21 protein-coding genes are annotated in these 23,682 nt (G+C 61.7%); 10 read left to right on the forward strand and 11 right to left on the reverse strand.

Going from position 1 to position 23,682, the window contains the following annotated elements:
- The first annotated feature begins 62 nt into the window (after nucleotides 1–62).
- Nucleotides 63–3,134, forward strand: a complete 3,072-nt coding sequence (gene glnE / locus GSQ77_RS29610; protein ID WP_254067701.1) for a bifunctional [glutamate--ammonia ligase]-adenylyl-L-tyrosine phosphorylase/[glutamate--ammonia-ligase] adenylyltransferase — start codon at nucleotides 63–65, stop codon at nucleotides 3,132–3,134.
- On the opposite strand, the gene recN is transcribed toward glnE, so the two are convergent.
- Both recN and GSQ77_RS19030 read right to left on the reverse strand, forming a co-directional pair.
- On the reverse strand, nucleotides 3,123–4,784 hold the full coding sequence (recN, locus tag GSQ77_RS19025) for a DNA repair protein RecN (RefSeq protein ID WP_158904345.1): 1,662 nt from the start codon (nucleotides 4,782–4,784) through the stop codon (nucleotides 3,123–3,125). The two genes, glnE and recN, sit on opposite strands and share 12 nt — an antisense overlap.
- Nucleotides 4,785–4,845: 61 nt before the next feature.
- Nucleotides 4,846–5,745: an NAD kinase gene (locus GSQ77_RS19030; RefSeq protein ID WP_158904346.1), complete on the reverse strand. Its 900-nt coding sequence runs from the start codon at nucleotides 5,743–5,745 to the stop codon at nucleotides 4,846–4,848.
- A gap of 132 nt (nucleotides 5,746–5,877) precedes the next feature.
- On the opposite strand from GSQ77_RS19030, the gene hrcA reads away from it, so the two are divergent.
- The 3 genes from hrcA (at nucleotide 5,878) to GSQ77_RS19045 (ending at nucleotide 8,567) form a co-directional block, all read left to right on the forward strand.
- Nucleotides 5,878–6,897, forward strand: coding sequence for a heat-inducible transcriptional repressor HrcA (gene hrcA, locus GSQ77_RS19035; protein ID WP_158904347.1), 1,020 nt, complete (start codon nucleotides 5,878–5,880; stop codon nucleotides 6,895–6,897).
- Nucleotides 6,898–7,057: 160 nt separating this feature from the next.
- Nucleotides 7,058–8,125, forward strand: a complete 1,068-nt coding sequence (gene hemH / locus GSQ77_RS19040) for a ferrochelatase (RefSeq protein WP_158904348.1) — start codon at nucleotides 7,058–7,060, stop codon at nucleotides 8,123–8,125.
- A gap of 10 nt (nucleotides 8,126–8,135) precedes the next feature.
- Complete coding sequence (locus GSQ77_RS19045; RefSeq protein ID WP_158904349.1) at nucleotides 8,136–8,567, forward strand: RNA-binding S4 domain-containing protein; 432 nt, start codon at nucleotides 8,136–8,138, stop codon at nucleotides 8,565–8,567.
- Here GSQ77_RS19045 and GSQ77_RS29190 read toward each other — a convergent pair.
- Nucleotides 8,539–8,700, reverse strand: a complete 162-nt coding sequence (locus GSQ77_RS29190) for a hypothetical protein (RefSeq protein ID WP_174246469.1) — start codon at nucleotides 8,698–8,700, stop codon at nucleotides 8,539–8,541. The genes GSQ77_RS19045 and GSQ77_RS29190 overlap by 29 nt on opposite strands.
- 369 nt (nucleotides 8,701–9,069) lie before the next feature.
- On the opposite strand from GSQ77_RS29190, the gene grpE reads away from it, so the two are divergent.
- The 5 genes from grpE to pabB all read left to right on the forward strand — a co-directional run bounded on the left by grpE (nucleotide 9,070) and on the right by pabB (nucleotide 15,594).
- Complete coding sequence (gene grpE, locus GSQ77_RS19050) at nucleotides 9,070–9,624, forward strand: nucleotide exchange factor GrpE (protein ID WP_158904350.1); 555 nt, start codon at nucleotides 9,070–9,072, stop codon at nucleotides 9,622–9,624.
- Nucleotides 9,625–9,641: 17 nt separating this feature from the next.
- The gene (locus GSQ77_RS19055) at nucleotides 9,642–10,040 is read left to right on the forward strand and encodes a thioredoxin family protein (protein WP_158904351.1); all 399 of its coding nucleotides are present in this window, start codon (nucleotides 9,642–9,644) and stop codon (nucleotides 10,038–10,040) included.
- 162 nt (nucleotides 10,041–10,202) lie between these two features.
- A complete protein-coding gene (gene dnaK, locus GSQ77_RS19060; protein ID WP_158904352.1) occupies nucleotides 10,203–12,161 on the forward strand; it encodes a molecular chaperone DnaK in 1,959 nt (652 codons plus the stop codon).
- Nucleotides 12,162–12,425: 264 nt separating this feature from the next.
- Entirely contained in the window at nucleotides 12,426–13,565 is a 1,140-nt protein-coding gene (gene dnaJ, locus GSQ77_RS19065) for a molecular chaperone DnaJ (RefSeq protein WP_158904353.1), read from the forward strand.
- Between the two features lie 4 nt (nucleotides 13,566–13,569).
- Nucleotides 13,570–15,594, forward strand: coding sequence for an aminodeoxychorismate synthase component I (gene pabB / locus GSQ77_RS19070; protein ID WP_158904354.1), 2,025 nt, complete (start codon nucleotides 13,570–13,572; stop codon nucleotides 15,592–15,594).
- A 33-nt stretch (nucleotides 15,595–15,627) separates the two neighbouring features.
- Here pabB and panB read toward each other — a convergent pair whose 3' ends face one another.
- The 7 genes from panB to GSQ77_RS19105 all read right to left on the reverse strand — a co-directional run bounded on the left by panB (nucleotide 15,628) and on the right by GSQ77_RS19105 (nucleotide 21,971).
- Nucleotides 15,628–16,443, reverse strand: a complete 816-nt coding sequence (gene panB / locus GSQ77_RS19075) for a 3-methyl-2-oxobutanoate hydroxymethyltransferase (RefSeq protein WP_158904355.1) — start codon at nucleotides 16,441–16,443, stop codon at nucleotides 15,628–15,630.
- A gap of 78 nt (nucleotides 16,444–16,521) precedes the next feature.
- Nucleotides 16,522–17,220 carry a deoxynucleoside kinase gene (locus GSQ77_RS19080; RefSeq protein ID WP_158904356.1) on the reverse strand — a complete coding sequence of 233 codons (699 nt, stop codon included), beginning with the start codon at nucleotides 17,218–17,220 and terminating at the stop codon, nucleotides 16,522–16,524.
- Between the two features lie 12 nt (nucleotides 17,221–17,232).
- Nucleotides 17,233–17,790, reverse strand: coding sequence for a 2-amino-4-hydroxy-6-hydroxymethyldihydropteridine diphosphokinase (gene folK, locus GSQ77_RS19085; protein WP_158904357.1), 558 nt, complete (start codon nucleotides 17,788–17,790; stop codon nucleotides 17,233–17,235).
- A 25-nt stretch (nucleotides 17,791–17,815) separates the two neighbouring features.
- Nucleotides 17,816–19,387 carry a polynucleotide adenylyltransferase PcnB gene (gene pcnB, locus GSQ77_RS19090; protein WP_158904358.1) on the reverse strand — a complete coding sequence of 524 codons (1,572 nt, stop codon included), beginning with the start codon at nucleotides 19,385–19,387 and terminating at the stop codon, nucleotides 17,816–17,818.
- A complete protein-coding gene (locus tag GSQ77_RS19095; protein ID WP_158904359.1) occupies nucleotides 19,384–20,070 on the reverse strand; it encodes an HAD family phosphatase in 687 nt (228 codons plus the stop codon). Before GSQ77_RS19095 ends, pcnB begins: the two co-directional genes overlap by 4 nt.
- Nucleotides 20,071–20,080: 10 nt before the next feature.
- The gene (gene hda, locus GSQ77_RS19100; protein ID WP_158904360.1) at nucleotides 20,081–20,833 is read right to left on the reverse strand and encodes a DnaA regulatory inactivator Hda; all 753 of its coding nucleotides are present in this window, start codon (nucleotides 20,831–20,833) and stop codon (nucleotides 20,081–20,083) included.
- Between the two features lie 79 nt (nucleotides 20,834–20,912).
- On the reverse strand, nucleotides 20,913–21,971 hold the full coding sequence (locus GSQ77_RS19105) for an AI-2E family transporter (protein ID WP_367889682.1): 1,059 nt from the start codon (nucleotides 21,969–21,971) through the stop codon (nucleotides 20,913–20,915).
- Nucleotides 21,972–22,043: 72 nt separating this feature from the next.
- On the opposite strand from GSQ77_RS19105, the gene purM reads away from it, so the two are divergent.
- On the forward strand, nucleotides 22,044–23,099 hold the full coding sequence (gene purM / locus GSQ77_RS19110) for a phosphoribosylformylglycinamidine cyclo-ligase (protein WP_158904362.1): 1,056 nt from the start codon (nucleotides 22,044–22,046) through the stop codon (nucleotides 23,097–23,099).
- 129 nt (nucleotides 23,100–23,228) lie between these two features.
- Here the strand turns inward: purM and GSQ77_RS19115 are convergent, their stop codons facing one another.
- On the reverse strand, nucleotides 23,229–23,486 hold the full coding sequence (locus tag GSQ77_RS19115; protein ID WP_158904363.1) for a BrnA antitoxin family protein: 258 nt from the start codon (nucleotides 23,484–23,486) through the stop codon (nucleotides 23,229–23,231).
- Between the last annotated feature and the right edge of the window lie 196 nt (nucleotides 23,487–23,682).

Consider the following 23,682-nt stretch of genomic DNA (forward strand, 5'->3'; position numbering starts at 1 on the left):
ACAGGCCGATCAGCCGACTGCCTTGTGGATGCCTATGCCACGCTTTATTTTCGTAACGATAAATGACTGACTTCATCGCCCTAAGTTCCGCCTATTCCCGGTATGCCGCGCGCCAGTTCCAGGCGCGCCCCGCTTTGGCCTCGCAAGTGCAGCGACTTGCGAGCGCACCGTTGACCCGCGAGTGGATGACGCAACGGTTTGATGCGCTATGGGCGGCCGGAGCATCCGACGCATCCGGTGCATCTGGTACTCCGGGCGCCCCCGGTGTACCCAGTGACAGCGCGGGCACGGGCGACGCGCTGCTCAAGACCGTCTTGCGGCAACTGCGCGCCGAGGTGTTCTGTACCGTCATGGCACGCGATCTGGCGGGCGTGGCGACGGTCGATGAGGTGACGACGACCATCAGCGATCTGGCCGAGCTGGCGATACAGCGTGCGCTGGTCGTCTTGTCGGCCGAGCTCGAAGGGCTGTTTGGCGCGCCGCTGGCCACGGCTGAGGCGGGCCAGCTGTGCTTGCCGCTGAGCCTGGGCGTGGTTGGGATGGGCAAACTCGGCGGCCGGGAACTCAATGTGTCCTCGGATATCGATCTGATTTTTGTCTATGAAGAGGAAGGCGAAACGGCTGGCGGCAGCCGCGCAGGCATTTCGAACCAGGAGTTTTTTATCCGCCTGGGCCGGCGTCTGATCGGCGCGCTCGCCGAAATTACCTCGGACGGCTATGTTTTTCGCGTCGATATGCGGCTGCGCCCGAATGGCGACTCCGGGCCACTGGCGTGCAGTATCGCGATGCTGGAAGAGTACTTCTACGTGCAGGGCCGTGAGTGGGAGCGCTATGCCTGGATCAAGGGCCGGCTGGTGTCCGAGGGCGAAAGCCCGGCCGCCAAGCGGCTCGCCGCGCAGCTCGAGTCACGCGTGGTGCCGTTTATCTACCGGCGTTACCTCGATTACGGCGTGATCAGCGCGATCCGCTCGCTGCATTTGCAAATCCGTCAGGAGGCGGCCCGGCGCGCGCGCATGCGCCCCGACAAGGCCGATGACGTCAAGCTCGGGCGCGGCGGCATCCGCGAAATCGAATTCAGCGCGCAGGCGTTCCAATTGATACGCGGCGGCCAGGACGCCGCGTTCCGCGTCAGACCTACCCGGCAAGTGCTCGCGCTGGCAGCCGAGCGCGGCCTGCTTGCGCCCGCGGTGGCCGAACAATTGTGCGCCGCGTATTTGCTGTTGCGCCAGGTGGAGCATCGTTTGCAGTACCTGGACGATGCGCAGACCCATGCTTTGCCGGTCGACCCGCAGGACCGCTTGCGGTTGGCGCAGTCGCTGGGCCATCCGGAATTTTCGCAATTGCTGGCGGCGCTCGACGTGCACAGGCAATTTGTCGAGGAGCAATTCGACCAGCTTTTTGCCGATAAGGCCGAAGCAATGGGGACCTCGACCGACGACTGTGCACCCGATATCGATTGGCTGTGGAGCGACAGCCTGAGCGAGGGCTTGATCGACAATCTGAACAATCCGGGACGCCCGGACGGGGAGGCCGGCGGCAAGCCAGGCGATGCGCAAGCGGCGGGCAGCGGCGCCGGCAAGGTGAGTGGCGCCGGTGGCAATGCGACCCCCAATGTGATCCGCGAGATGGCCAGCGAGGCCATTGCCGATACCGGCGACGATTTCAACGCGCGTGTCGATGCGCAATTGGTGGAACTCGGCTTTGCCGATCCCGCAGTCGTGCGCGAGCGACTGCGTATGTTGCGGGTATCTGCACGCTATCAGGGTCTGCCCGAAGCGAGCCGGCAACGCTTCGACGTGCTGGTGCAGCGCGCCTTGTTGGCCGCGTGTGGCGGCTGCGGAGAGCCGCACGTGGAGGCGGCAGTGTTTCCAGTAGCCGCACCCGATGCCATGCTGTTGCGTTTTCTCGACCTGCTCGACACGATCAGCCGGCGCGGCGCGTATCTGGCCTTGTTATCGGAATATCCGGCGGCGCTCAAGCGCGTACTGGTGGTGCTCGGCGGCTCGCGCTGGGGCGCCACGTATCTAAACAGTCACCCGCAGTTGCTCGATGAACTGCTCGACAACGAGGCGCTGGCAAGCCCGTTCGATTGGCCCGAATTCGTTCGCGAATTGCGCGGCCGGCTCGCGGCGGCCGATGGCATCGAGCAACAAATGGACTTGCTGCGGCATGCCCATCACGCCGAGGTGTTTCGCATCCTGCTGCTCGATCTGGCGGGGCATCTACCGGTCCAGGTCGTCAGCGACCGGCTATCCGAATTGGCTGACGCGGTGCTCGATGTGACCTTGGACGCCGTCTGGCGAACGCTACCGCGGCGCCATCGCGAGCAAGCGCAGTTCGCCGTGATCGCGTACGGCAAGCTCGGCGGAAAGGAGCTTGGCTATGCGTCCGATCTCGATCTGATCTTTCTCTACGATGACGAACACGAGAGCGCGGCCGAGGTGTATGCCACTTTTGGGCGCCGGCTGGTGATGTGGTTGACCACGGCCACAGGCGCGGGCACGCTCTTCGATATCGATTTGCGCTTGCGGCCCAACGGCGCGTCGGGATTGATGGTGACTTCGCTGGAGGCGTTCCGGCAATACCAGTTGCGCGAGGGCGATGCGGCCAATACGGCTTGGGTATGGGAACACCAGGCGCTGTCGCGTGCGCGCTTTAGCGCCGGCGATGCGCGATTGGGCCAGGCGTTCGATGCGATCCGTGCCCGGGTGATGGCGCTGCCGCGAGACAGCGCGGCGCTGGCCAAAGAGATTGTCGCCATGCGCGCGCGCGTGGCCGAAGGCCACCCCAACCGCACGCTCCTATTCGACCTGAAGCAGGACCGCGGCGGCATGGTGGATATCGAGTTCGCCGTGCAATATCTGATCTTGTTGCACGCTGGCGCGTACCCGCAACTGGTTCGCAACACCGGCAATATCAACTTGCTGCGCGAATTGGCGGCCTTGGGCCTGCTCAGCGAGCAGCACGCCGACAAAGCCGGGGCCGCGTATCGGACTTACCGTGGCTTACAGCACAAGTTGCGGCTCGACGGCATGGAGGTTGCCCGGGTCGAACCCGCGCGCGTGGCCGGCGAGCGCGCCGACGTGCTGGCGATGTGGGACAGTATTTTTCCCGAGAGCGGATCAGGCGCTTAGCATTTCCTTCGCATGCTTACGGGTGGTCGCGGTAATTTCGAGGCCGCCAAGCATGCGGGCGACTTCCTCGACACGCAGCGGTTTGTCCAACGGCATCACGGTGGAAACGGTCACGCCGTCGGATTGGGTCGCCTTGGCAACGCGGAAATGACGCTCGCCTCGGGCCGCGACCTGCGGCAAGTGCGTGACGCACAGTACTTGCCGCATGCTCCCCAGTTGCCGCAACAGGCGTCCAACCACTTCGGCGACCGCGCCGCCGATGCCGCTGTCGACCTCGTCGAAGATCAGGGTCGGTGTCGGGTTGGCGGTGCTGGCGATCACCGACAGGGCCAAGCTGATGCGGGCCAGCTCGCCGCCGGACGCGGTTTTGGCCAAGGGCCGCAACGGCACCCCGGGATGGCCGGCCACACGAAACTCAATTTGCTCGAGTCCATACGCACCGCCTTCGGGCAGCGCGACCAACGCCACTTCGAAGCTGCCGCCTTCCATCGACAGATCCTGCATGCCCGTGGTGACGGCGTCGCCGAGCGATTTCGCGGCGCCCGCGCGCGCTTTCGACAGCGTCTGGGCGTGCTGCAGATAGCTTGCGTGCAATTGGGCGGCGTGAGCCTGTAGCGCGGCAATATCGGTTGCGGCGTCGAGGGCCGCAAGTTGGGCGCGCCGCGCCTCGAATTCGTCGGGCAAGGATTCGGGTCGCAGTCGAAACTTGCGAGCCGCGGCATGCAGCGCGTCCAGACGCGTTTCGACCGTCGCGAGCCGCTGCGGATCGAGATCGAGCCGCTGGCTGTAATGGGACAGCGAATACGCCGCCTCCTGCAACTGGATCTCGGCAGGTTCGAGCGACGCCAGTGTGTCGTTGAGCCCGCTGTCGATTTCGGCCAATGCCTTCAGCCGCGACACCATACCGCTCAACTGACCGATCAGCGCGTCTTCGGCTTCAGACAGCGTGCCCAAGGCCGACTGGACGCCATCGATCAGACTGGCGGCATGCGACAAACGCCGGTGCTCGGCATTGATCTCTTCCCATTCGCCGGGTTGCGGCGCGAGCTTTTCGAGTTCGGAGAGTTGCCAGGCCAGCCGTTCGCGTTCGAGCTGCAATTCGCGTTCGCGTCCTTGCGCAGCTTGCGCGGCGGCCGTGGCCTCGCGCCATGCGCGCCAGGCCTGGGCAACCTCGGCCGCTTGCGCGCTCAAGCCGGCGTGCCCGTCGAACAGCGCGCGCTGGGCGTCCGGGCGCATCAATAGCTGGTGGGCATGCTGGCCGTGGATGTCGACCAGCATTTCGCCGACTTCGCGCAATTGCGCCAAGGTTGCCGGCGTACCGTTGATAAAGGCGCGCGAACGTCCGTTCGCATCCAGCACGCGGCGCAGCATGACGCTGCCGGCTTCCTGGCCGCTGCCATCCAAGGCCTGCTCGGCGAGCCACGCATCAGCCAAGGCGTGCGTGCTGAAGGACGCGGTGATGTCGGCACGCGCCTGCCCCGCCCGCACGACGCTGGCGTCGGCGCGTGCCCCAAGCGTCAGGGCCAGCGCATCGATCAGGATCGATTTGCCAGCACCGGTCTCACCGGAAAACACCGTGAAGCCGGTGTCGAACTCGATATCCAGGGCGGCGACGATAACGAAGTCGCGAATCGATAGGTGTCGTAGCATCGTTTGTCGAGCAGGTTCGCGGCCGCCGTGAAAAGCGGCGGTGAATCATTGGGTTGAATCGTCAGGTAGGGTCGTCCTCGTGGGACGGGTGTTCGTGCCAATGCATTTTGTTGCGCAGCGTGGCGAAGTAACTATATCCGACCGGGTGCAGGAATGGCACGGTATAGCGCGAACGTTGTACCTCGATCGTGTCGTTGAGCTGCAGGGCGGTGAACGATTGCATGTCGAAATTCACGTTGACGTCGCGCCCGCTCACAATCTGGATGCTGCAATGGGAATCTTCAGGCAACACGATGGGGCGATTGGACAGCGCATGCGGCGCGATCGGCACGAGCACGAAGCCCTTTAACTGCGGATGCAGGATCGGCCCTTGCGAAGACAGGGCGTAAGCGGTGGAGCCGGTCGGGGTGGCCACGATCAGGCCGTCCGAGCGCTGGTTGTACATGAAGCGGCCGTCCACTTTCACGCGTAATTCGATCATCCCCGAGAAGCCGCTGCGATTGACCACGACGTCGTTGAGCGCGACCGCCTCGCAGATCGACACGCCCTCGCGCACGATGCGCGCTTCCAGCAGACTGCGCTCTTCGCGCTCGAAGCTGCCCTCGAGCATCGGCAGCACCAGACTTTGCATCTCGCTGATGGGGATGTCGGTAATAAAGCCGAGCCGGCCGTGGTTAATGCCGATCAGCGGGGTTTTATAGGGCGCGAGCTGGCGGCCGATGCCCAGCATCGTGCCGTCGCCGCCCAGCACGACCGCCACATCGGCCCGTTCGCCGATTTCGCTCGGTGTGACCGCCGGATAATCGGTCGAATTGATCATGACTGCGGTTTCGGCTTCGAACACCACGTCGAAGCCGCGCTTGACAATGCATGATGCCAGCGCCAAGAGCGGTTCACGCACCGCAGGCGTGTTGTAGCGCCCGACCAGGGCGACAGTCTTGAATTGAGTGCGCGTTTCCATGCGTTGCATTAGACCATAGCTGTGGCGATTAAAGAATCGGCATAACGACTACAAGAACGGTGTCATGTGAGATAGCAAGGGAATCGCCGCGGTTTCTCGGTAGAATAGAGCTATCGAAAATACTGACTCCGCATGCTAGATCCTCGCGCCCAGACCCTGCTCAAGACCCTGATCGAACGGTATATCGCCGAAGGTCAGCCGGTGGGCTCGCGCACGCTTTCCAAATATTCCGGTCTAGAGCTCAGCCCCGCGACGATACGCAACGTCATGTCGGATCTCGAAGACCTGGGGCTGGTCGCCAGCCCGCATACTTCGGCCGGCCGGATTCCGACGCCGCGCGGCTACCGCTTGTTCGTCGACACCATGCTCACGGTGCAGCCCCAATTCGACGACGAACAGGTTGCCCGCAATGTGGCCCGCCACTTGCAGCCCGGCGAGCCGCAAAAGGTGGTGGCGGTCGCCGCCAGCGTGCTGTCCAGCCTGTCGCAGTTTGCCGGCGTGGTGCTGACGCCGCGTCGCAGTCACGTGTTCAAGCAGATCGAATTCATGCGCTTGTCCGAAAGCCGCATCCTGCTGATCATCGTCACGCCCGAGGGCGACGTGCAGAACCGCATCATGGCGACCCAGCGCGACTATTCGCCCGCGCAACTGGTCGAAGCCTCGAATTACATCAACGCCAACTTTGCGGGCCTGTCGTTCGACGAGGTTCGCAAGCGCCTGCTCGAAGAAATCAATGCCTTGCGCGGCGACATGACGCAATTGATGCAGGCAGCGGTGGTAGCCAGCACCGACGACTCCGATACCGGCGAGACGGTGTTGATTTCGGGCGAGCGCAATCTGCTTGAAATCGCCGACCTGTCGTCGAATATGAGCCGCTTGCGCAAGCTATTCGACGTATTCGACCGAAAGACCAGCTTGTTGCAACTGCTCGATGTGTCCAGCCACGCGCAGGGTGTGCAGATTTTCATCGGCGGCGAGTCTACGCTGGTGCCGCTCGAAGAGATGAGCGTGGTGACCGCACCTTACACCGTGGATGGCAAGATCGTCGGCACGCTGGGCGTGATCGGCCCGACGCGCATGGCTTACAACCGCGTCATCCCGATTGTCGATATTACGGCCCGGTTGCTCTCGCAAGCGCTTTCGCAGCACTGAAGCCATCGCCGCCCCCCGGCAGTCGAGTCGCGTCCCCTGGCTATAATGACCTTTCAATTGGCTTGTGCGTAGCCCATGACCTGGCTTCGGCGTCGCGCCGACCGGCGCGGCACGACGCCGAAGCCAGCCTGATTTATACCGTGCCGTCCTCCGAGGGCTTATGCGTTTCGATCTTGAATTGCCGCACCAGCACACCGGCTCGTCGCGAGTGGCTGTTCTTCTGCTCAATCTGGGCACACCGGACGCGCCGACACCCACGGCGGTACGCCGCTATTTGGCCGAATTCCTGTCCGACCCCCGTGTGGTGGAGATTCCGTGGTTGGTCTGGCAGGTGATCCTGCGGCTATTCATCCTGCCGGTGCGCGGGCGCGCTTCGGCCAAGAAGTATGAAGCGGTATGGCTCAAGGAAGGCTCGCCGCTGCGCGTTCATACGCAAGCGCAAGTGGAGCAACTGCGGCTATTGTTGCAAACCAACGGCTATGACGTCGTGGTCGATTACGCCATGCGCTACGGCAATCCCGGTGTGCCGACCGTATTGGCGCAGCTCAAGCACGCGGGCGTCGGACGTATCCTGCTGGTGCCGATGTATCCGCAATATTCAGCGTCGACCTCGGCGACGGCCTTCGATGCCGTGTTCAGCGCACTGGGCCGCATGCGCAACCAGCCGGAGTTGCGGATGATCAAACAGTACCCTGACTATCCGGGCTATATCGATGCCATGGTCGAGCAGATTCATGGCTACTGGACCGTGCACGGCAAACCCGATTTCGCTGGAGGGGACCGTATGTTGTTGAGTTTTCACGGGATTCCAAAGCGCTCGCTCGATCTGGGCGATCCTTACCACGAGCAATGCCAGCAAACGGGCACACTGTTGACGCAGGCACTGGGCCTCACGCCGACCGAATGCCGGGTCACGTTCCAGTCGCGTTTTGGTGCGCAGGAGTGGCTGCAGCCGTATACGGCGCCGACTTTGAAAGAGTTGGGCACAGCGGGATTGCGACGGGTTGATGTATTTTGCCCGGGCTTCACCTCCGATTGCCTGGAAACGATAGAGGAAATCGGCATGGAAGGCCGCGACGAATTCATCGCAGCCGGTGGCCGCGAATATCACGCGATCCCTTGCCTGAATGCCTCGGCTGCCTGGATCAAGGGCTTGGGCGAATTGGTCGCGCTTAATCTACAGGGCTGGCCGGTGCTTGCGCAGCAACCGGCCAGCGCTGCAGCCTGAACGCTCAGATATGCAATATCCCGTCCAGAACGATATTCACGCGCGCTTGCGTCTCGACAAGTGGTTATGGGCGGCGCGGTTCTTCAAAACGCGCTCGCTTGCAACCGATGCCGTGAACAAAGGGCGAGCGACGTTGAACGGCGCAGCGGTGAAGCCGGCACGCGACGTGCGGGTCGGTGACCAAGTTCGCATCGAACTCGACGGTCTTGCGTGGGAAATCGAGGTGCTAGGTATTTGTGAAGTACGCGGGCCTGCCAGTATCGCGCAGACCTTGTATCAGGAAACGCCGGAGAGCCTCGCGAAACGAGACGCGGAGTTGGCGCGGCGCAAGCTGTTCCGCGAGCCGGCTGCCGCGCTGCACGGGCGTCCGACCAAGCGCGACCGCCGCGAAATCGGCCGGCTGAACCCCAAGATCAGCGGCAGGTCGCCGCCTGAGGACTGAGCCAATGACCGACGGTGGCGCGTGCAAAACCGTATTCCATTGTGCGATCGGTGACCGCCCCGGACATGCAAATCGTGGTGGTGCCAGCGATCAATACCAATCCGACCACAGCTATCGCGAAGGTCAATTTCATGGCAGATCCTTGACTGAAAGAACTTTTTTGAGCGGTGCTGCCGCCCAAGTTGACGGTTGGCCCGTGAACAGCTCAATTTTAGTCGCTCGACTATATCGGCTCAATGTCAATCGTGGTTTTCTCTCGAAAAAGAGTGTTACCGTACATTGCAACGGCCGAAAAAGCGGATTTTGGACCCTGCCGGCGACTTGAAATTATGTCGCATGCCCCCATAAACAAAGGGGCGGCCGCGAACCGACTGCATCCGCGATCGCGCCCGGGCGAGTGTTGCGTCGCCGCAAATGGGCTTTTCAGCCCGCCGAACTTCTTGGACTCGATCACTGTTCGGGTCTGCTTTTTTTGATCACAGTAATTTAGGGAAATACGGAAATGGAAGACACTCAATCGACGCCGCCGACGCCGCAACAAGATTCCGAAGCGCAATTCTCTGCCGCTCAGAACCCCGAAGTCGCGGGCGATGCTGCCGGCAACGAGAGCGACGCTGCGCTGGCGGAAGCGCAGGCAAAGTTGGCAACGCTGCAGGAGGAGTTCCTGCGCGCCAAGGCCGAGACGGAAAATATCCGTCGTCGGGCTCAGGAAGACGTCACCAAAGCGCATAAATTCGCGCTCGAAAGCTTTGCCGAGTACCTGTTGCCGGTGATCGACAGCCTCGAAGCCGCGCTGGCGGACACGTCGGGCGATACCACCAAGGTTCGCCAAGGGGTTGAGCTAACGCTGCGCCAGCTCAATTCGGCGCTGGAAAAAGGGCGAGTGATCGCCATCAATCCGGTTGGCGAGAAATTCGATCCGCACCGCCACCAAGCTATTTCGATGGTGCCGTCGGAACAGGAAGCGAACACGGTGGTCGCGGTGCTGCAAAAAGGCTTTCTGATCTCGGATCGCGTGCTGCGCCCGGCGTTGGTGACGGTGTCACAGCCGAAATAAGCAGCCGAGCACGCACCATGCCGCAAATCTCGATTGACCGTAGCGCTTTCGACACCTTCGCGATGCGCGAAGTGACCGCTGCCGACCTCGACGCTCAGCTTGCCGCTGCGGGCGATGGGCTTGCCGTCGTGTTTTTGTGGGGCTATGACTGCTTCAACTGTGAAATTGCCAAGAAGGCGATGCTGGCCCAGCCCGCCGCCATCGAAGCGCTGGGGCTGACCTGGTTTCACAGCAATGTCTACGAGCAGCCGGAGTTATCCCGGCGCTTCGCGCTGCATGGCGTACCCACCTGGTTTTTCTTTTATCGCGGCCGCAAGCTGGGTCGCGCGACCGGATGGCATGGTTTGGCGCAATTTGAGGCCGCAGTGAGCGCTGCACGCGCAAAAATTGCAGATTTGCGCGAAATCGGGTCTTGAAAAAGCGCCGTCGGGACCCACGTTAGGAGCAAGGTTATAGATAGGGAATCGGAAGCGCGGCCATCCTCGTGAAAAATCGAGGTCGCGCGGTCCGAAGTGACGCAAAATGTCGCCTGCTGTGAAGCTGGCGACCCGGGAACGATTAAAGTCAGGGAGCTAGAAATGGGCAGAATCATCGGGATTGACTTGGGTACGACGAACTCGTGCGTAGCGATCATGGAAGGCAATACCGTGCGCGTGATCGAAAACGCCGAAGGCACACGCACCACGCCGTCTATCGTCGCTTATATGGAAGACGGTGAGATTCTGGTCGGCGCGCCGGCCAAGCGTCAAGCGGTGACCAATCCGCGCAATACGCTATATGCGGTCAAGCGCCTGATTGGTCGCCGTTTCGAAGAAAAAGAAGTGCAGAAAGACATCGCGCTGATGCCCTATGCCATCTCGAAAGCCGACAATGGCGACGCATGGATCACCGTGCGCAACGAAAAATTGGCACCGCCGCAGATTTCCGCGGAAATCCTGCGCAAGATGAAAAAGACCGCCGAAGACTACCTCGGCGAGCCGGTGACCGAAGCGGTCATCACCGTGCCGGCTTACTTCAACGACAGCCAGCGCCAAGCAACCAAAGATGCAGGGCGTATCGCCGGCCTCGAAGTCAAGCGCATTATCAACGAACCGACCGCGGCGGCTCTCGCGTTCGGTTTGGACAAGACCGAAAAGGGCGATCGAAAGATTGCCGTATATGACTTGGGCGGCGGCACGTTCGATATTTCGATCATCGAAATTGCCGATGTCGACGGCGAAAAACAATTTGAAGTGCTGGCGACCAACGGCGACACCTTCCTGGGTGGCGAAGACTTCGACCAACGCATCATCGAATACATCATTGCCGAGTTCAAGAAAGAGCAGGGCGTCGACCTGTCGAAAGACGTGCTCGCGCTGCAACGCCTGAAAGATGCGGCCGAGAAAGCGAAGATCGAATTGTCGAGCACGCAGCAGACCGAAATCAATCTGCCGTACGTGACGGCCGATGCCAGCGGTCCGAAGCACTTGAACTTGAAGATCACGCGCGCCAAGCTCGAAGCGCTGGTCGAAGAGCTGATCGAACGCACGATGGAGCCGTGCCGTATCGCCATTAAAGATGCAGGCGTGAAGGTCGGCGAAATCGACGATATCATCCTGGTCGGCGGCATGACGCGTATGCCCAAGGTGCAAGAGAAGGTCAAGGAATTCTTCGGCAAGGACCCGCGTCGCGACGTGAACCCGGACGAAGCCGTGGCTGTGGGCGCTGCGATCCAAGGCCAAGTGCTCTCGGGTGACCGTAAGGACGTGCTGCTGCTGGACGTGACGCCGTTATCGCTGGGCATCGAGACGCTGGGTGGCGTGATGACCAAGATGATCAAGAAAAACACGACGATCCCGACCAAGCACGCGCAGGTATATTCGACTGCCGATGACAATCAGGGTGCCGTGACGATCAAGGTGTTCCAGGGCGAGCGCGAGATGGCGGCCGGTAACAAGCTGCTGGGCGAATTCAACCTCGAAGGCATCCCACCGGCGCCGCGTGGCGTGCCGCAGGTCGAAGTCACGTTCGACATCGACGCCAATGGTATCTTGCACGTCGGCGCGAAGGACAAGGCAACCGGCAAGGAAAACAAGATCACGATCAAGGCCAACTCGGGTCTGTCCGAAGCCGAAATCGACCAGATGGTGAAAGACGCCGAGATCAACGCAGCCGAAGATCACAAGCTGCGCGAGCTGGCCGAGTCGCGTAATCAGGGCGAGTCGCTGGTTCACAGCACCAAGAAATCGGTGGCTGAGTATGGTGACAAGCTCGACGCGGCCGAAAAGACCCAGATCGAGAGCGCGTTGAAGGAACTGGAAGACGCGCTCCAGGGTACCGACAAGGCTGCCATCGACGCCAAGGTCGAAGCGTTGAGCACCGCGGCGCAGAAACTCGGCGAAAAGATGTATGCCGATTTGCAGGCTCAGCAAGCCGCGGCAGCAGCGGGTGGCGCAGGCGCGCAAGGCGAGCATCCGGGTGCGCAGCACGCCGGTGCCGATGAGAAACCGGCGGAAGACGTGGTCGATGCCGATTTCAAGGAAGTGAAGAAGGACTGATCCTGCCGTGAAGGTCAGTGGTAAAGACAGGACGTAGTGTCAGCCTGGCGAATGCGTCTGCTACGTGCAGAAGGTTCGCCGGGCGTATTTGTTTTTGGCTGGCGTGGTAGCGGGTTTCCCGATACCGTGTCCGACGAGTCGCTGTGGGTGCGCTGTGGTTCCGCTGTGGTTCAGCTGTGACTCATTTGCGGGCTCATTGACAGGCTCATTACTAGGATTAACAAGGCGCCGCTGGCCCGGTTTGGCAGGCGGTGACAGATCGATATGGCGAAACGGGATTACTACGACATTCTAGGTGTCGCACGCAACGCAAGCGATGAAGAGATCAAAAAGTCGTACCGCAAGCTTGCGATGAAATTTCATCCGGACCGCAATCCGGATAGCAAGGATGCGGAGGAGCATTTCAAGGAGGCGAAGGAAGCCTATGAAATGCTGTCCGATGGACAAAAGCGCGCCGCTTACGACCAGTACGGCCATGCGGGCGTCGATCCGAATATGGGTGGCGCGGGCGGTCCGGGCTTTGGCGGGTTCGCCGAGGCTTTTGGCGATATCTTCGGCGATATCTTTGGCGGCGCTGCCGGCCAGCAGGGTGCCGGACGCGGCCGCTCCGGCCCGCAGGTTTATCGCGGCGCGGACTTGCGCTACAGCATGGAAATTACGCTGGAGCAGGCGGCGCATGGCTACGAAACGCAGATTCGCGTGCCGAGCTGGGATAACTGCGAGGTTTGCAGCGGTTCGGGTGCGAAGCCCGGCACCAAGCCGCAAACCTGCCCGACGTGTAGCGGCCAGGGCACGGTGCGCATGTCGCAAGGCTTCTTCAGCATTCAGCAGACTTGCCCGAAATGCCATGGCACGGGAAGTTTCATTCCTGATCCCTGCACGGCGTGTCACGGTGCCGGCAAGATCAAAAAGACCAAGACGCTTGAAGTCAAAGTACCGGTCGGTATCGACGACGGCATGCGGATTCGTTCGGGCGGCAACGGCGAGCCGGGTCTGAACGGCGGGCCGCCGGGCGATCTGTATGTGGAAATTCACATCAAGGCCCATTCGGTGTTCGAGCGCGAGGGCGACGATTTGCATTGCCAGATGCCGATCAGCTTCGCGGCGGCGGCCTTGGGCGGTGAGATCGAGGTACCGACGCTGGCAGGCCGCGCCAGCTTTGAAGTGTCGGAGGGTACGCAATCGGGCAAGACATTCCGCCTGCGTGGCAAGGGCATCAAGGGCGTGCGTTCCAGCATCCCGGGCGACCTGTACGTGCATGTGATTGTCGAAACACCGGTCAAGCTGACGGAACCCCAACGCGATTTGTTGCGGCAGTTCGATAAATCGTTGACTGAAGGCGGCTCGCGCCACAGTCCGCAAAGCAAAGGCTGGTTCGACCGGGTCAAGAGCTTCTTCGAGTGACATCATGGTGAGTGCCGGCCCGTTCGCGCTGTTCGACGACGCATCTATCGCGTCGAATCGCTCGGCGGGCGGCGCTGGTGTTTCTGCTGCCCCCGACTTTACTGCAACCTCCACGCCTGGCTCCTCAGGCGGGAGCTCCCGACTCTATACCGGATTTGTGCGCGAGCATGTGTGCCACGATGGCGCGCAACTCGATGCGTTCGATGCGGCGGTCGCGGCCGATCTTGCTGCGGGCCTGCATGCCGTAGTGCTCGCCGACTACGAATGGGGCACGGCGCTAAACGGCGTGCCTGGCGTGTCTGGCGCTCCTCGGCCCCTAGCCGGCTTGCCCGGCGAACCGCAGCAGGTACGCGGTGCGCTCGATGCCCCAGCGTTGCGCTGCCTGATGTTCGATACATTGGCGCGCCCTACGCGTGGCGAGGTCGACGACTGGCTGGTCGCCCACGATAATCGCCAGACCGAGCCGAGCTGCGCCGGTGTGCTCGACCTCGAGCCCAGCGTCGAACGTGCCGAATTCGACCGCTCCATGAGCGAGATTGGAGAGGCGCTGCGAGCCGGCGACGCCTACCAGATCAACTACACGTTTCGCCTCGATTTCACCGCCTACGGCGAGCCTTTGGCGCTTTATCGCCGCTTGCGTGCGCGTCAGCCGGTACGATACGGCGCCTTGATCGCATTGCCCGAGCAGCGCTGGATCCTGTCGTGCTCACCGGAATTGTTCGTGGCCTTCGCTGGCGCTTCGGCCGAGTTGACCGCGCGGCCAATGAAAGGCACAGCCGCGCGTTTAAGCGATCCGCAAGCCGATCAAGAAGCCGCGTCGGGGCTGGCCCAAGATGCCAAGAATCGCGCCGAAAATCTGATGATCGTCGATTTGCTGCGCAACGATTTGGGCCGTATCGCGGAGACCGGCTCGGTGAAAACACCGGCGCTTTTTTCGATCGAAGGGCACCCCAGCGTCTGGCAAATGACGTCCACGGTTACGGCAAGACTCAAGGGCGGCACTTCGTTCGCCAACGTGATGCGCGCCTTGTTTCCCTGTGGGTCGATTACCGGTGCGCCCAAGCGTCGCGCGATGCAGATCATCGCATCGCTCGAATCGACGCCGCGCGGGCTTTATACCGGCGCGATCGGCTGGTTGGATGCGCCGCGCCCGGGTACGCGCAACGCGTGTGGGGATTTTTGCCTGTCGGTTGCGATTCGTACGCTGTGCCTGCAAGCGCCACATGCCCATGACATGCGAGCGGGGCGCCTGGGCATAGGCGCTGGCATCGTGCTCGACAGTCGTTGCGACGACGAGTATGAGGAGTGTTATCTGAAAGCGCGTTTTTTGACGGGTCTTGACCCGGGCCTGACCTTGTTCGAAACGATACGTGCGAGCCGCGGGCAGGGGGCGCCTTATCTCGATCGGCATTTGGCTCGTCTCGCGAACGGCGCGCGCCGGTTGGGATTCGCCTGTGAGCCGGCAACGTTGCGCGCTGCGGTGTTGTCACAGATTGCTGAGTTGCCCGATGGCTTACCCGCTGACTTATCCGCTAACTTACCCGCTGAAGCCGAGTACAGGCTGAGGCTCGTGCTCGCGCACGATGGCCGTGCGAGTATCACGCATGCGCCGCTGCGGCCGTTGCCGCCGGGACCGGTCAAGATATGGCTGGCTCAGGATCTGGGGTTTGCCGCCACCGAGGCCTCCGATGCGCTGCTGCGGTTTAAAAGCAGCCGGCGTGCCGACTACGACAAGGCGTGGCAGCAAGCCGAAGCATTGGGTGGCTTCGACGCGATCTTCGTCAATACACGTGGCGAGTTGACAGAGGGCGGTCGCAGCAATCTGTTCGTCAAGCTTGCGGGTCGCTGGTGGACGCCGCCGTTGGCAAGCGGCGTGCTGCCCGGGGTGATGCGAGCAGTGTTGCTGGAAGACCCCCTATGGGCAGCAACAGAGCGGGTTTTGCTGCCGGCGGATCTGGACGCGGCTGAAGCGCTGGTAGTGAGCAACGCTTTACGCGCAGCGGTACCCGCGCAATTGATGCGGAAATAAAATCGCTACTTAAGAAACAGTCTAGAAGACGTACTAGAAAACGTGTGCTTCGCCCGGGAAGCTGCCCTCTTTAACCGCCGCGATATAAGCCCGTACCGCGCCTTCGATGCTGCTCTGGTCTTCCATGAAGTTGCGTACGAAACGCGGCCGCTTGCCCGGGAAAATCCCGAGCATATCGTGCAGCACCAATACCTGTCCGGAGCAATCGACGCCTGCACCGATCCCTATCGTCGGGGCGCGCAGTCGTTCGGTGGTGGCCCGACCCAAAGCCGCCGGCACCGCTTCGAGCACGAATAATTGCGCCCCGGCTTGTTCCAGCGCTACAGCATCATCGAGCAGTTGCAGAGCGCCGGCTTCGGTTTTCCCCTGCACCTTGAAGCCGCCAAACGCATGCACCGATTGCGGCGTCAGACCGATGTGCGCGCATACCGGAATGGCGCGTTCCACCAGCATGCGCACCGTATCGGCCAGCCAGGCGCCACCTTCGAGCTTGATCATCTGCGCGCCCGCGCGCATCAGCACCACCGCGTTGTTGTATGCGTCGGTGGGCGTGCCATAAGTGCCGAATGGCATATCGGCAACCACCAGCGCATTGTGATTGCCACGACCGACGCACGCGGTGTGATAGGCGATATCGGTCAACGTCACCGGCAAGGTCGTCGAGTGGCCTTGCAGCACATTGCCGAGTGAATCGCCGATCAGCAATACTTCGACGCCGGCGCGATCGAGCAGCGCTGCGAAGCTTGCGTCATAGCATGTCAGCATGGTGATCTTGTCGCCTGCGTCGCGCATCGCCTGCAGCCGCGGTACGGTAACGGCGCTGCGCGCCTTGTCTTGCAAATAGGTCATGGAAAATCCGATGGAATATCAATGGTGGCCGGTTGGGCGCCGCATAGTCGGCGAACCTTGGCGGTGACGCTGCGCAGCCTAGGGCGTGCCTTTGACGAAAGAAGTTTTGCGACCGCGCAAGTTGCCTATCCGTTCGATCAGCAGCGCCATGTCGGCATCATTTTCAAGCGGGTTGAAGTGTTCGGTGTTCACGGTGAGCACCGGCGCTTCGCTGTAATGGTAAAAATAGTTATCGTAGGCGCGGCACAAGGCGCGCAGATAGTGATCGGTAATCAGTTGCTCGGACGAGATGGCGCGCCGCTGGATCCGGGCAAACAGCACTTCGGGGCTGGCTTGCAAATAGATCACCAAATCGGGCGCACCGGGCGCGAGCTGTACCTGCCGCGCCAGTTCCCGATACAGCGAGAATTCATCGTCGGGCAGTGTCAGGCGCGCGAACAGTTCGTCTTTCTGGCGCATGAAATCGGTGACCACCGGCGGCCCGAGATCGACCGCCAAGGCAATCTCGCGTGACTGAGCGGCACGCTGCAATAGAAAACTCAGTTGAGCGGGCAGCGCATAACGCGCGCCCTGCTGATAAAAGCGATCGAGAAAGGGATTGTCGCCCGGTTGTTCGAGCACTGTACGCATCGACCAGCGACTTGCCAGCTTGAGCGCCAGCGACGTTTTACCGACACCGATCGGACCTTCGATCACCATGTGCCGAACCGGCGGGTTCAAGTCAGGGCCTTGCACGGTAACTTGCACAGGACGCGACGTGAATGAGCCGACGGACATTGTGCTGGGCCTTCAGGCGGGTTTGGGGTGACTGGCGGCGAGGCGGGCGCCTGCGTCTTTGGCCTTCGCGGCGCTTTGCAGCGGGCACTGGCAGGTCTCGACTTTTTCGATGCGTTGCTCGGCCACTTGCGCTAGATAAGTCTGGGCTCGGCCATAGCCCGGGATCACGATGTCGGCATCGAGTTCGATCAGCGGCACCAGCGTAAACGCGCGTTGGACCAGGCGCGGATGCGGAATGACGAGATCCTCAGCGTCGACCTTCTGAGTGCCGAATAGCAGGATGTCGAGGTCGAGCGTACGGGGAGCATTGCGATACGAACGTTCGCGCCCAAAATGATTTTCGATCAACAGGCACAACCTGAGCAGCGACGGTGCAAGCAACGCCGTCTCGACCGCGACGACGCAGTTGTAGTAATCGTCGCCGTCCGCGTCGATGGGGGCAGTGCGATACAGGCTCGATTTCGCGAGCACCGTGATCGTGTGTTGTTGCGCCAGGCAAACCACGGCGTCTTTCAAGGTCTGGCGCGCATCTCCCAGATTCGCGCCAAGTCCCAGATAGGCTAGCGTCATAAACGTCCTACGTCTGTCCAAAAGGCTATTGGCCGCTTTCGGCCTGATCGCCCGACCCCGATTCAGCTGGCCCCCGGCCTTTGCCTGCACCGCCCCTGCGGCGCCGGCGGCGCGGTGCGCCTTCTTTGTTCGTGCTTTGCGTCAACAGCAACTCGCGTGCGCCCGAGTCGGCTTCGATAAAATCGGTCCACCATTGCGCGACGGCCGGATCGAGTTCACCCGACTCGCAGCGCAGCACCATGAAATCATACCCTGCTCTAAATCTTTGGTGTTCCAGCAGCTTCAAGGCCGAGCGTCCCGAACGTTTCTCCAGGCGCGGCTGCATGCCCCAGATTTCCTTCATATCGGCGACGAAACGCTTCTGGATTGCGAGTTTGCCGGTCTGGGTTTCGAGCACGCCGTCCATTGCCCCGTGCAGCGCAGGAATCGGGAATTCGCCGTTCGCGACGTTGCTTTGCCAGCGCTCCTGCACTTGCTGCCACAGCAACGCGGCAAACAGGAAGCCGGGCGACACCGGTTTGCCGGCGCGCACGCGGTCGTCGGTGCGGGTCAGTGCGAGCGAAATGAATTTTTCGCCGTGCGGCTGTTCGAGCGCAACGTCGAGCAAGGGCAGCAGGCCGTGATGCAGGCCCTCGGCGCGCAGCCGCTGCAGGCAGGCCAGAGCGTGGCCTGATAACAACAGTTTGAGCATTTCGTCGAACAAGCGGGCAGCCGGCACGTTGTTCATCAGGTCCGCCACTTCGACGATAGGTGCGCGCGTGGCGTCCTCGATCTCGAAACCGAGCTTGGCCGCGAAACGCACTACGCGCAGCATGCGCACCGGATCTTCGCGATATCGGGTGGCCGGGTCGCCGATCATGCGCAACAGCCGCGCACGGATATCGGCCATGCCGTTGTGATAATCGTGCACCGTCTGGGTGGCCGGATCGTAATACATCGCGTTGATGGTGAAATCGCGGCGGGTCGCGTCTTCGTGCTGCGCACCCCATACGTTGTCACGCAATACGCGGCCTGCCGCATCGACCGCGTGGGTCTTGCGATCCAGCTCGTCGCGGCGTAGGCGGCGTGTTTCGGAGGGTACGGTGGCCGTGCCCGGTTCGGCTTCGCGGGGCGAGTCGACCAATGCACGGAACGTCGAGACCTCGATCAGGTCCTGGCCGAATTGCACGTGCACGATCTGAAAGCGCCGCCCGATCAGACGGGCGCGGCGAAACAGCCGCTGCACCTGCTCGGGGGTGGCGTCGGTGGCGACGTCGAAATCCTTGGGTGCCACGCCCAGCAACAGGTCGCGTACGGCGCCGCCGACGATAAAGGCGCGAAAGCCCGCCTCCTGCAGCGTGTCGGTGACGCGCACTGCGTTGCGCGAGATCAGCGCCGGGTCGATACCGTGTTCGGCGGGCCCGGCAATAACGGGGACGTCAGTCGCGGCGCCCTTGGCCTTGCCGCGCGGTTTCTTGACCGCGGCCGCGCCGCGTGCGGGTTTCGCATCGGACGAAGCCGGGGCTGACGCGGGTGCAGACGAAGCGGCTGCCGTTTTGGCTTCGGCTTCGGGAGGCTCGGCTTGCCCGAGCAATTTGCGGATGAATTTTTTAATCACGTGGACCTGAATAAGTCGAGAATACGCCAGCCCCGCGACTGCGCATGGGCGCGCAACGTATCGTCGGGGTTGGTGGCGACGGGATGGCTGACCTTTTCCAGCAGCGGAATATCGTTCAAGGAATCGCTGTAGAACCAGGTCTGGTCAAAATCCGACAAGCTTTTGCCCAACGACTGCAACCAAGCTTCGGTCCGGATGATCTTGCCTTCCCGGTAGCTGGGAATACCGGTCACTTCACCTGTGTAGTCGCTGGCGGGGTCGCCATCCACAGTAGCAGGCTCGGACCCGATCATGTTTTCGATGCCGAACGCCTGCGCGATCGGCCGGGTGACAAAGCTGTTGGTCGCTGTGATCATACAGCACAGGTCGCCCCGGTTACGATGCTCGGCCACCAACGCCAGCGCTTCGGGGCGAAGTGTGGGCAATATCACCTCATCCATGAACTGCCGGTGCCAGGCATCGAGCTGCCGACGCGGATAGCGCGCCAGCGGCGCAAGCACGACACGCAAATAGGCATGGATGTCGAGGCGGCCGACCTTGTAGTCGGCATAGAACCGCTCGTTGTCGCGGGCGAAGCTTTCGGAGTCGACCATAGAGTGCTCGACCATGAAGCGGCCCCACGCGTGGTCGCTGTCGGTCGGGATCAGGGTGTGGTCGAGGTCGAAGAGGGCAAGATTTGTCATAAGTGTCATTTTACTTGAAGCGGCTGTCCAGGTTATCGGCAGCCGCGGCTATGGGCGAGAGCGGGTCTTGCGAGGTCGCGCTAAGCATGGCGCGCAACAGCGGCAGCGTCACGGCGCGATGCTGTTCCAGCGAATAGCGGTCGAGCGCGTCCAACAGGCGCATCAAGCTGGGCATGTCGCGCTGGAAGTGAGTCAGCAGATACGCGGGCACATCGTCGGCGAGCGCCAGCCCGCGGGCTTTCGCCGCTTGGCGCAAGGCCTCGATCTTGTCGGCGTCGGTGAGCGGCGCCACTTGGAACACCAGGCCCCAGCCCAGCCGCGTGCGTAAATCTTCACGCACCGTCAGCGCCAGCGGTGCTGCGTTACCGGCGATCACCAGCGCGCTGCCTGGGTGAGCGCGAACCTCGTTGAACAAGTTGAAGAGCGCGATCTGCTGCGCCGGATTGAGGCGCTCGCAATCGTCGACGGCGTAAAGCGCCACCGCCGGATCGAAGGAAAACGCGGTCAAGGGGCTGGGCGGGCTGGCAAAGCGCGCCTGATGCCCCGGCGCTTCGTGGCACAGCGCGTGCAGCAAATGGCTGCGACCGCTGCCGGTCTCCCCCCAGATATAAAAGCTGCGATCGGCCACCGGGCCGCTCGCCAGCTCGCTGCCCAGCGTGCGCAACCGCGTCACCAGCTCATAGTTCTGCGCACCCAGAAAGGTCTCGAAGCGCGCCGGCGGCGGCGTGCCGAGGTCCAGCAGTAATTGTCGTGATGCAGCCATGAGGAGCGCAGCTAGGAGGGGTTGAGTCGCGACGATTTCGTTAGGGTCGCCATGAGACGGGGGGCAGGATGTATGGGTATCAATTACGATAAAGTGCGCTCGATAAATAAATCCGACGGATTTCACGCAAGCCGGTGAGGATGATGGCGCTCATCGGCAATGCCAGCAACACGCCGAAAAAGCCGAATAGCTGTCCGAACGCGAGCAAGGCGAAAATGACCGCGAGCGGATGCATGCCGATGCGCTCACCGACCAGCCGCGGCGTCAGGAAGAAGCCTTCCAGCACCTGGCCGACGCCATAAATCACGGCGACCGCGCCAAAGCCATACAAGGTGCCAAACTGTAGCATCGCTGCGAGCAACGCCAGCACCAAGCCGATGGCGAAGCCGATGTAGGGGATGAACACGGCCAGGCCGGTAAATATACCGACCGGCAACGCGACTTCAAAGCGCGCAACGGTCAAGGCGATGGCGTAATAGGCCGCCAGCACGCCCATGACCAGCAACTGTCCGCGCAGATATTGCGAGAGCATCTGGTCGATTTCCGTGGCGAGCGCCAGCGTTTTTGGCAGCCACTGGCGCGGGATGGCGTTTTCGACGCGTTCGAGCATGCGGTTCCAGTCATACAGCAGGTAGTACAGAACCAATGGCGTGAGCACCAGGTTACCGACCACGGTCATCGCCACGTTGCCGCTGGTACGGATCGAGGTCCACGCAGCCCCCATGATGGTGCTGGTGCTCATGGCAAACTGGTTGGTAACCAGATCCTTGATCCCGTTGAAGTCGAGATTCACGTCGATACCGAGCGCGTTCAGGCGCGGCTGCAGCACATCGTGCAGTTTCGCCAGCAGCAAGGGCACTTGTATCTTGATTTGCGGCCCTTCCTGCTGGGCGACCAGCAGAACCAGGATCACCAGCAGCGTGACCAGCGTCACCAGTAGCAGCATCATCAGCAGCGCGGCGAGGCTGCGCGGGATGCGCTTGCCGGTCAGAGCCGCGACGCCGGGCTGCAAAATGTAGGCCAGGATCGCCCCCAGCAGGAACGGTGTCAGCACCGGGCTCAAGGCCCACAGCACTACGCACACTAAGAAAGCGATGAGTACCCAAATAAAAACCTGCCGTTGGGACGGAGTAAACATGGGTGAATTCATCAGGGAGGGGCTTCCATCGGGTAAAATCGCTATTTTACCGAACCTTCACCGCTCCTCCCCATGAATTCACCGAAATCCGCTTCTACCAAGCCAGGCCTGTCGTATAAAGATGCCGGCGTCGATATTGACGCTGGCGATGCGCTGGTCGATGCGATCAAACCCTACGCCAAAAAGACCATGCGTCCGGGCGTACTGGCCGGTATCGGCGGTTTTGGCGCGCTGTTCGAAGTGCCGAAGAAGTATCGCGAACCGGTGCTGGTGTCGGGCACCGATGGCGTGGGCACCAAGCTCAAGCTGGCGTTTGATTTGAATCGCCACGACACGGTTGGGCAGGATCTGGTCGCGATGAGCGTCAACGACATCCTGGTGCAGGGCGCGGAACCGTTGTTTTTCCTCGATTATTTTGCCTGCGGCAAGCTCGATGTGCAGACGGCCGCGACCGTCGTCAAGGGGATCGCGGCCGGCTGCGAGTTGGCCGGCTGCGCGCTGATCGGCGGCGAGACGGCTGAAATGCCGGGTATGTATCCCGATGGCGAGTACGACTTGGCGGGTTTCGCGGTAGGCGCGGTCGAGAAAAGCGAGATTATCGACGGGACGACGATTACGCCGGGCGATGTGGTTTTGGGTTTGGCGTCCAGCGGCATTCATTCGAATGGGTTTTCGCTGGTGCGCAAAGTCATCGAGCGTGCCAAGCCGGATCTGAACGCGGACTTCGGTGGACGTACCTTGGGCGATGCGCTGATGGCGCCCACGCGCATTTACGTGAAGCCGGTGTTGGCGTTGATGGAAACCGTGCCGGTCAAGGGCATGGCGCACATCACCGGGGGGGGGCTGGTCGAGAATATCCCGCGCGTGTTGGGCGAAGCATTGACGGCCGAGCTGGATCAGAAATCCTGGCCGCTGCCGCCGTTGTTTGCCTGGTTGCAGGAGCATGGTGGCGTGGCCGATAGCGAAATGCATCGCGTATTCAACTGCGGCATTGGGATGGTGCTGATCGTAGCGGCCGATCAGGCGGCGGCTGCCCAGGCTTTCCTGCAGAAAGCGGGTGAGACGGTGTGGAATATCGGCGCGATTCGTGCGCGGGCTGAAGGCGAAGCGCAGACGATCGTGCGTTGAAGAGGACGGTCGGGTAGCAGCGCTGATGGCCTTCGAGCGCCGCGAGTCATGCGCGTGAAGTGTGGCTTCATGAGTGCGACGCCAAGAGCGTGGCTTCATGCGTGCGGCGTTAAGTGTGTGAGTCCGGCGTCACCGGGGATGACGCTGATGTGCTTGCATATGAATCCGCAGCAGTTTGTTGATGTGTATCTGATAGTCCTCGCCCCGCGCCTTGAACCAGCTCAGTACATCGGCATCCAGGTTGATCATCACCGTCTGCTTCGGGGGGATCGTTGGCTTGGCAGGGTCCGCGCGGCTGTTATGGGTATCGGTCGCGTTGCTGCTCGCGATGTCCGCATCATGCGCCTTCTCCGGATGCGATTCGTCCGTTCCCGGTATTTTGCTCATCGTGTATTGCCTCATGGTTGATCGCTTCACGTCCTCGCAGCTTCAGGTTTCGCCGCTTCACGTCTCGCTTTACATCTTCGTTCCGTGTCCTACCGCTCATTGACAATAACCGTAGCGCGCTCGCGTCACTCACGCTAGGCGAAATGGTCTGGTTGCAATCAGGGGGTGTCGTCGGATACTGCTGTTTTTTGCGGCT

Source organism: Burkholderia sp. L27(2015) (assembly GCF_009765705.1).
Taxonomy (GTDB): domain Bacteria; phylum Pseudomonadota; class Gammaproteobacteria; order Burkholderiales; family Burkholderiaceae; genus LMUX01.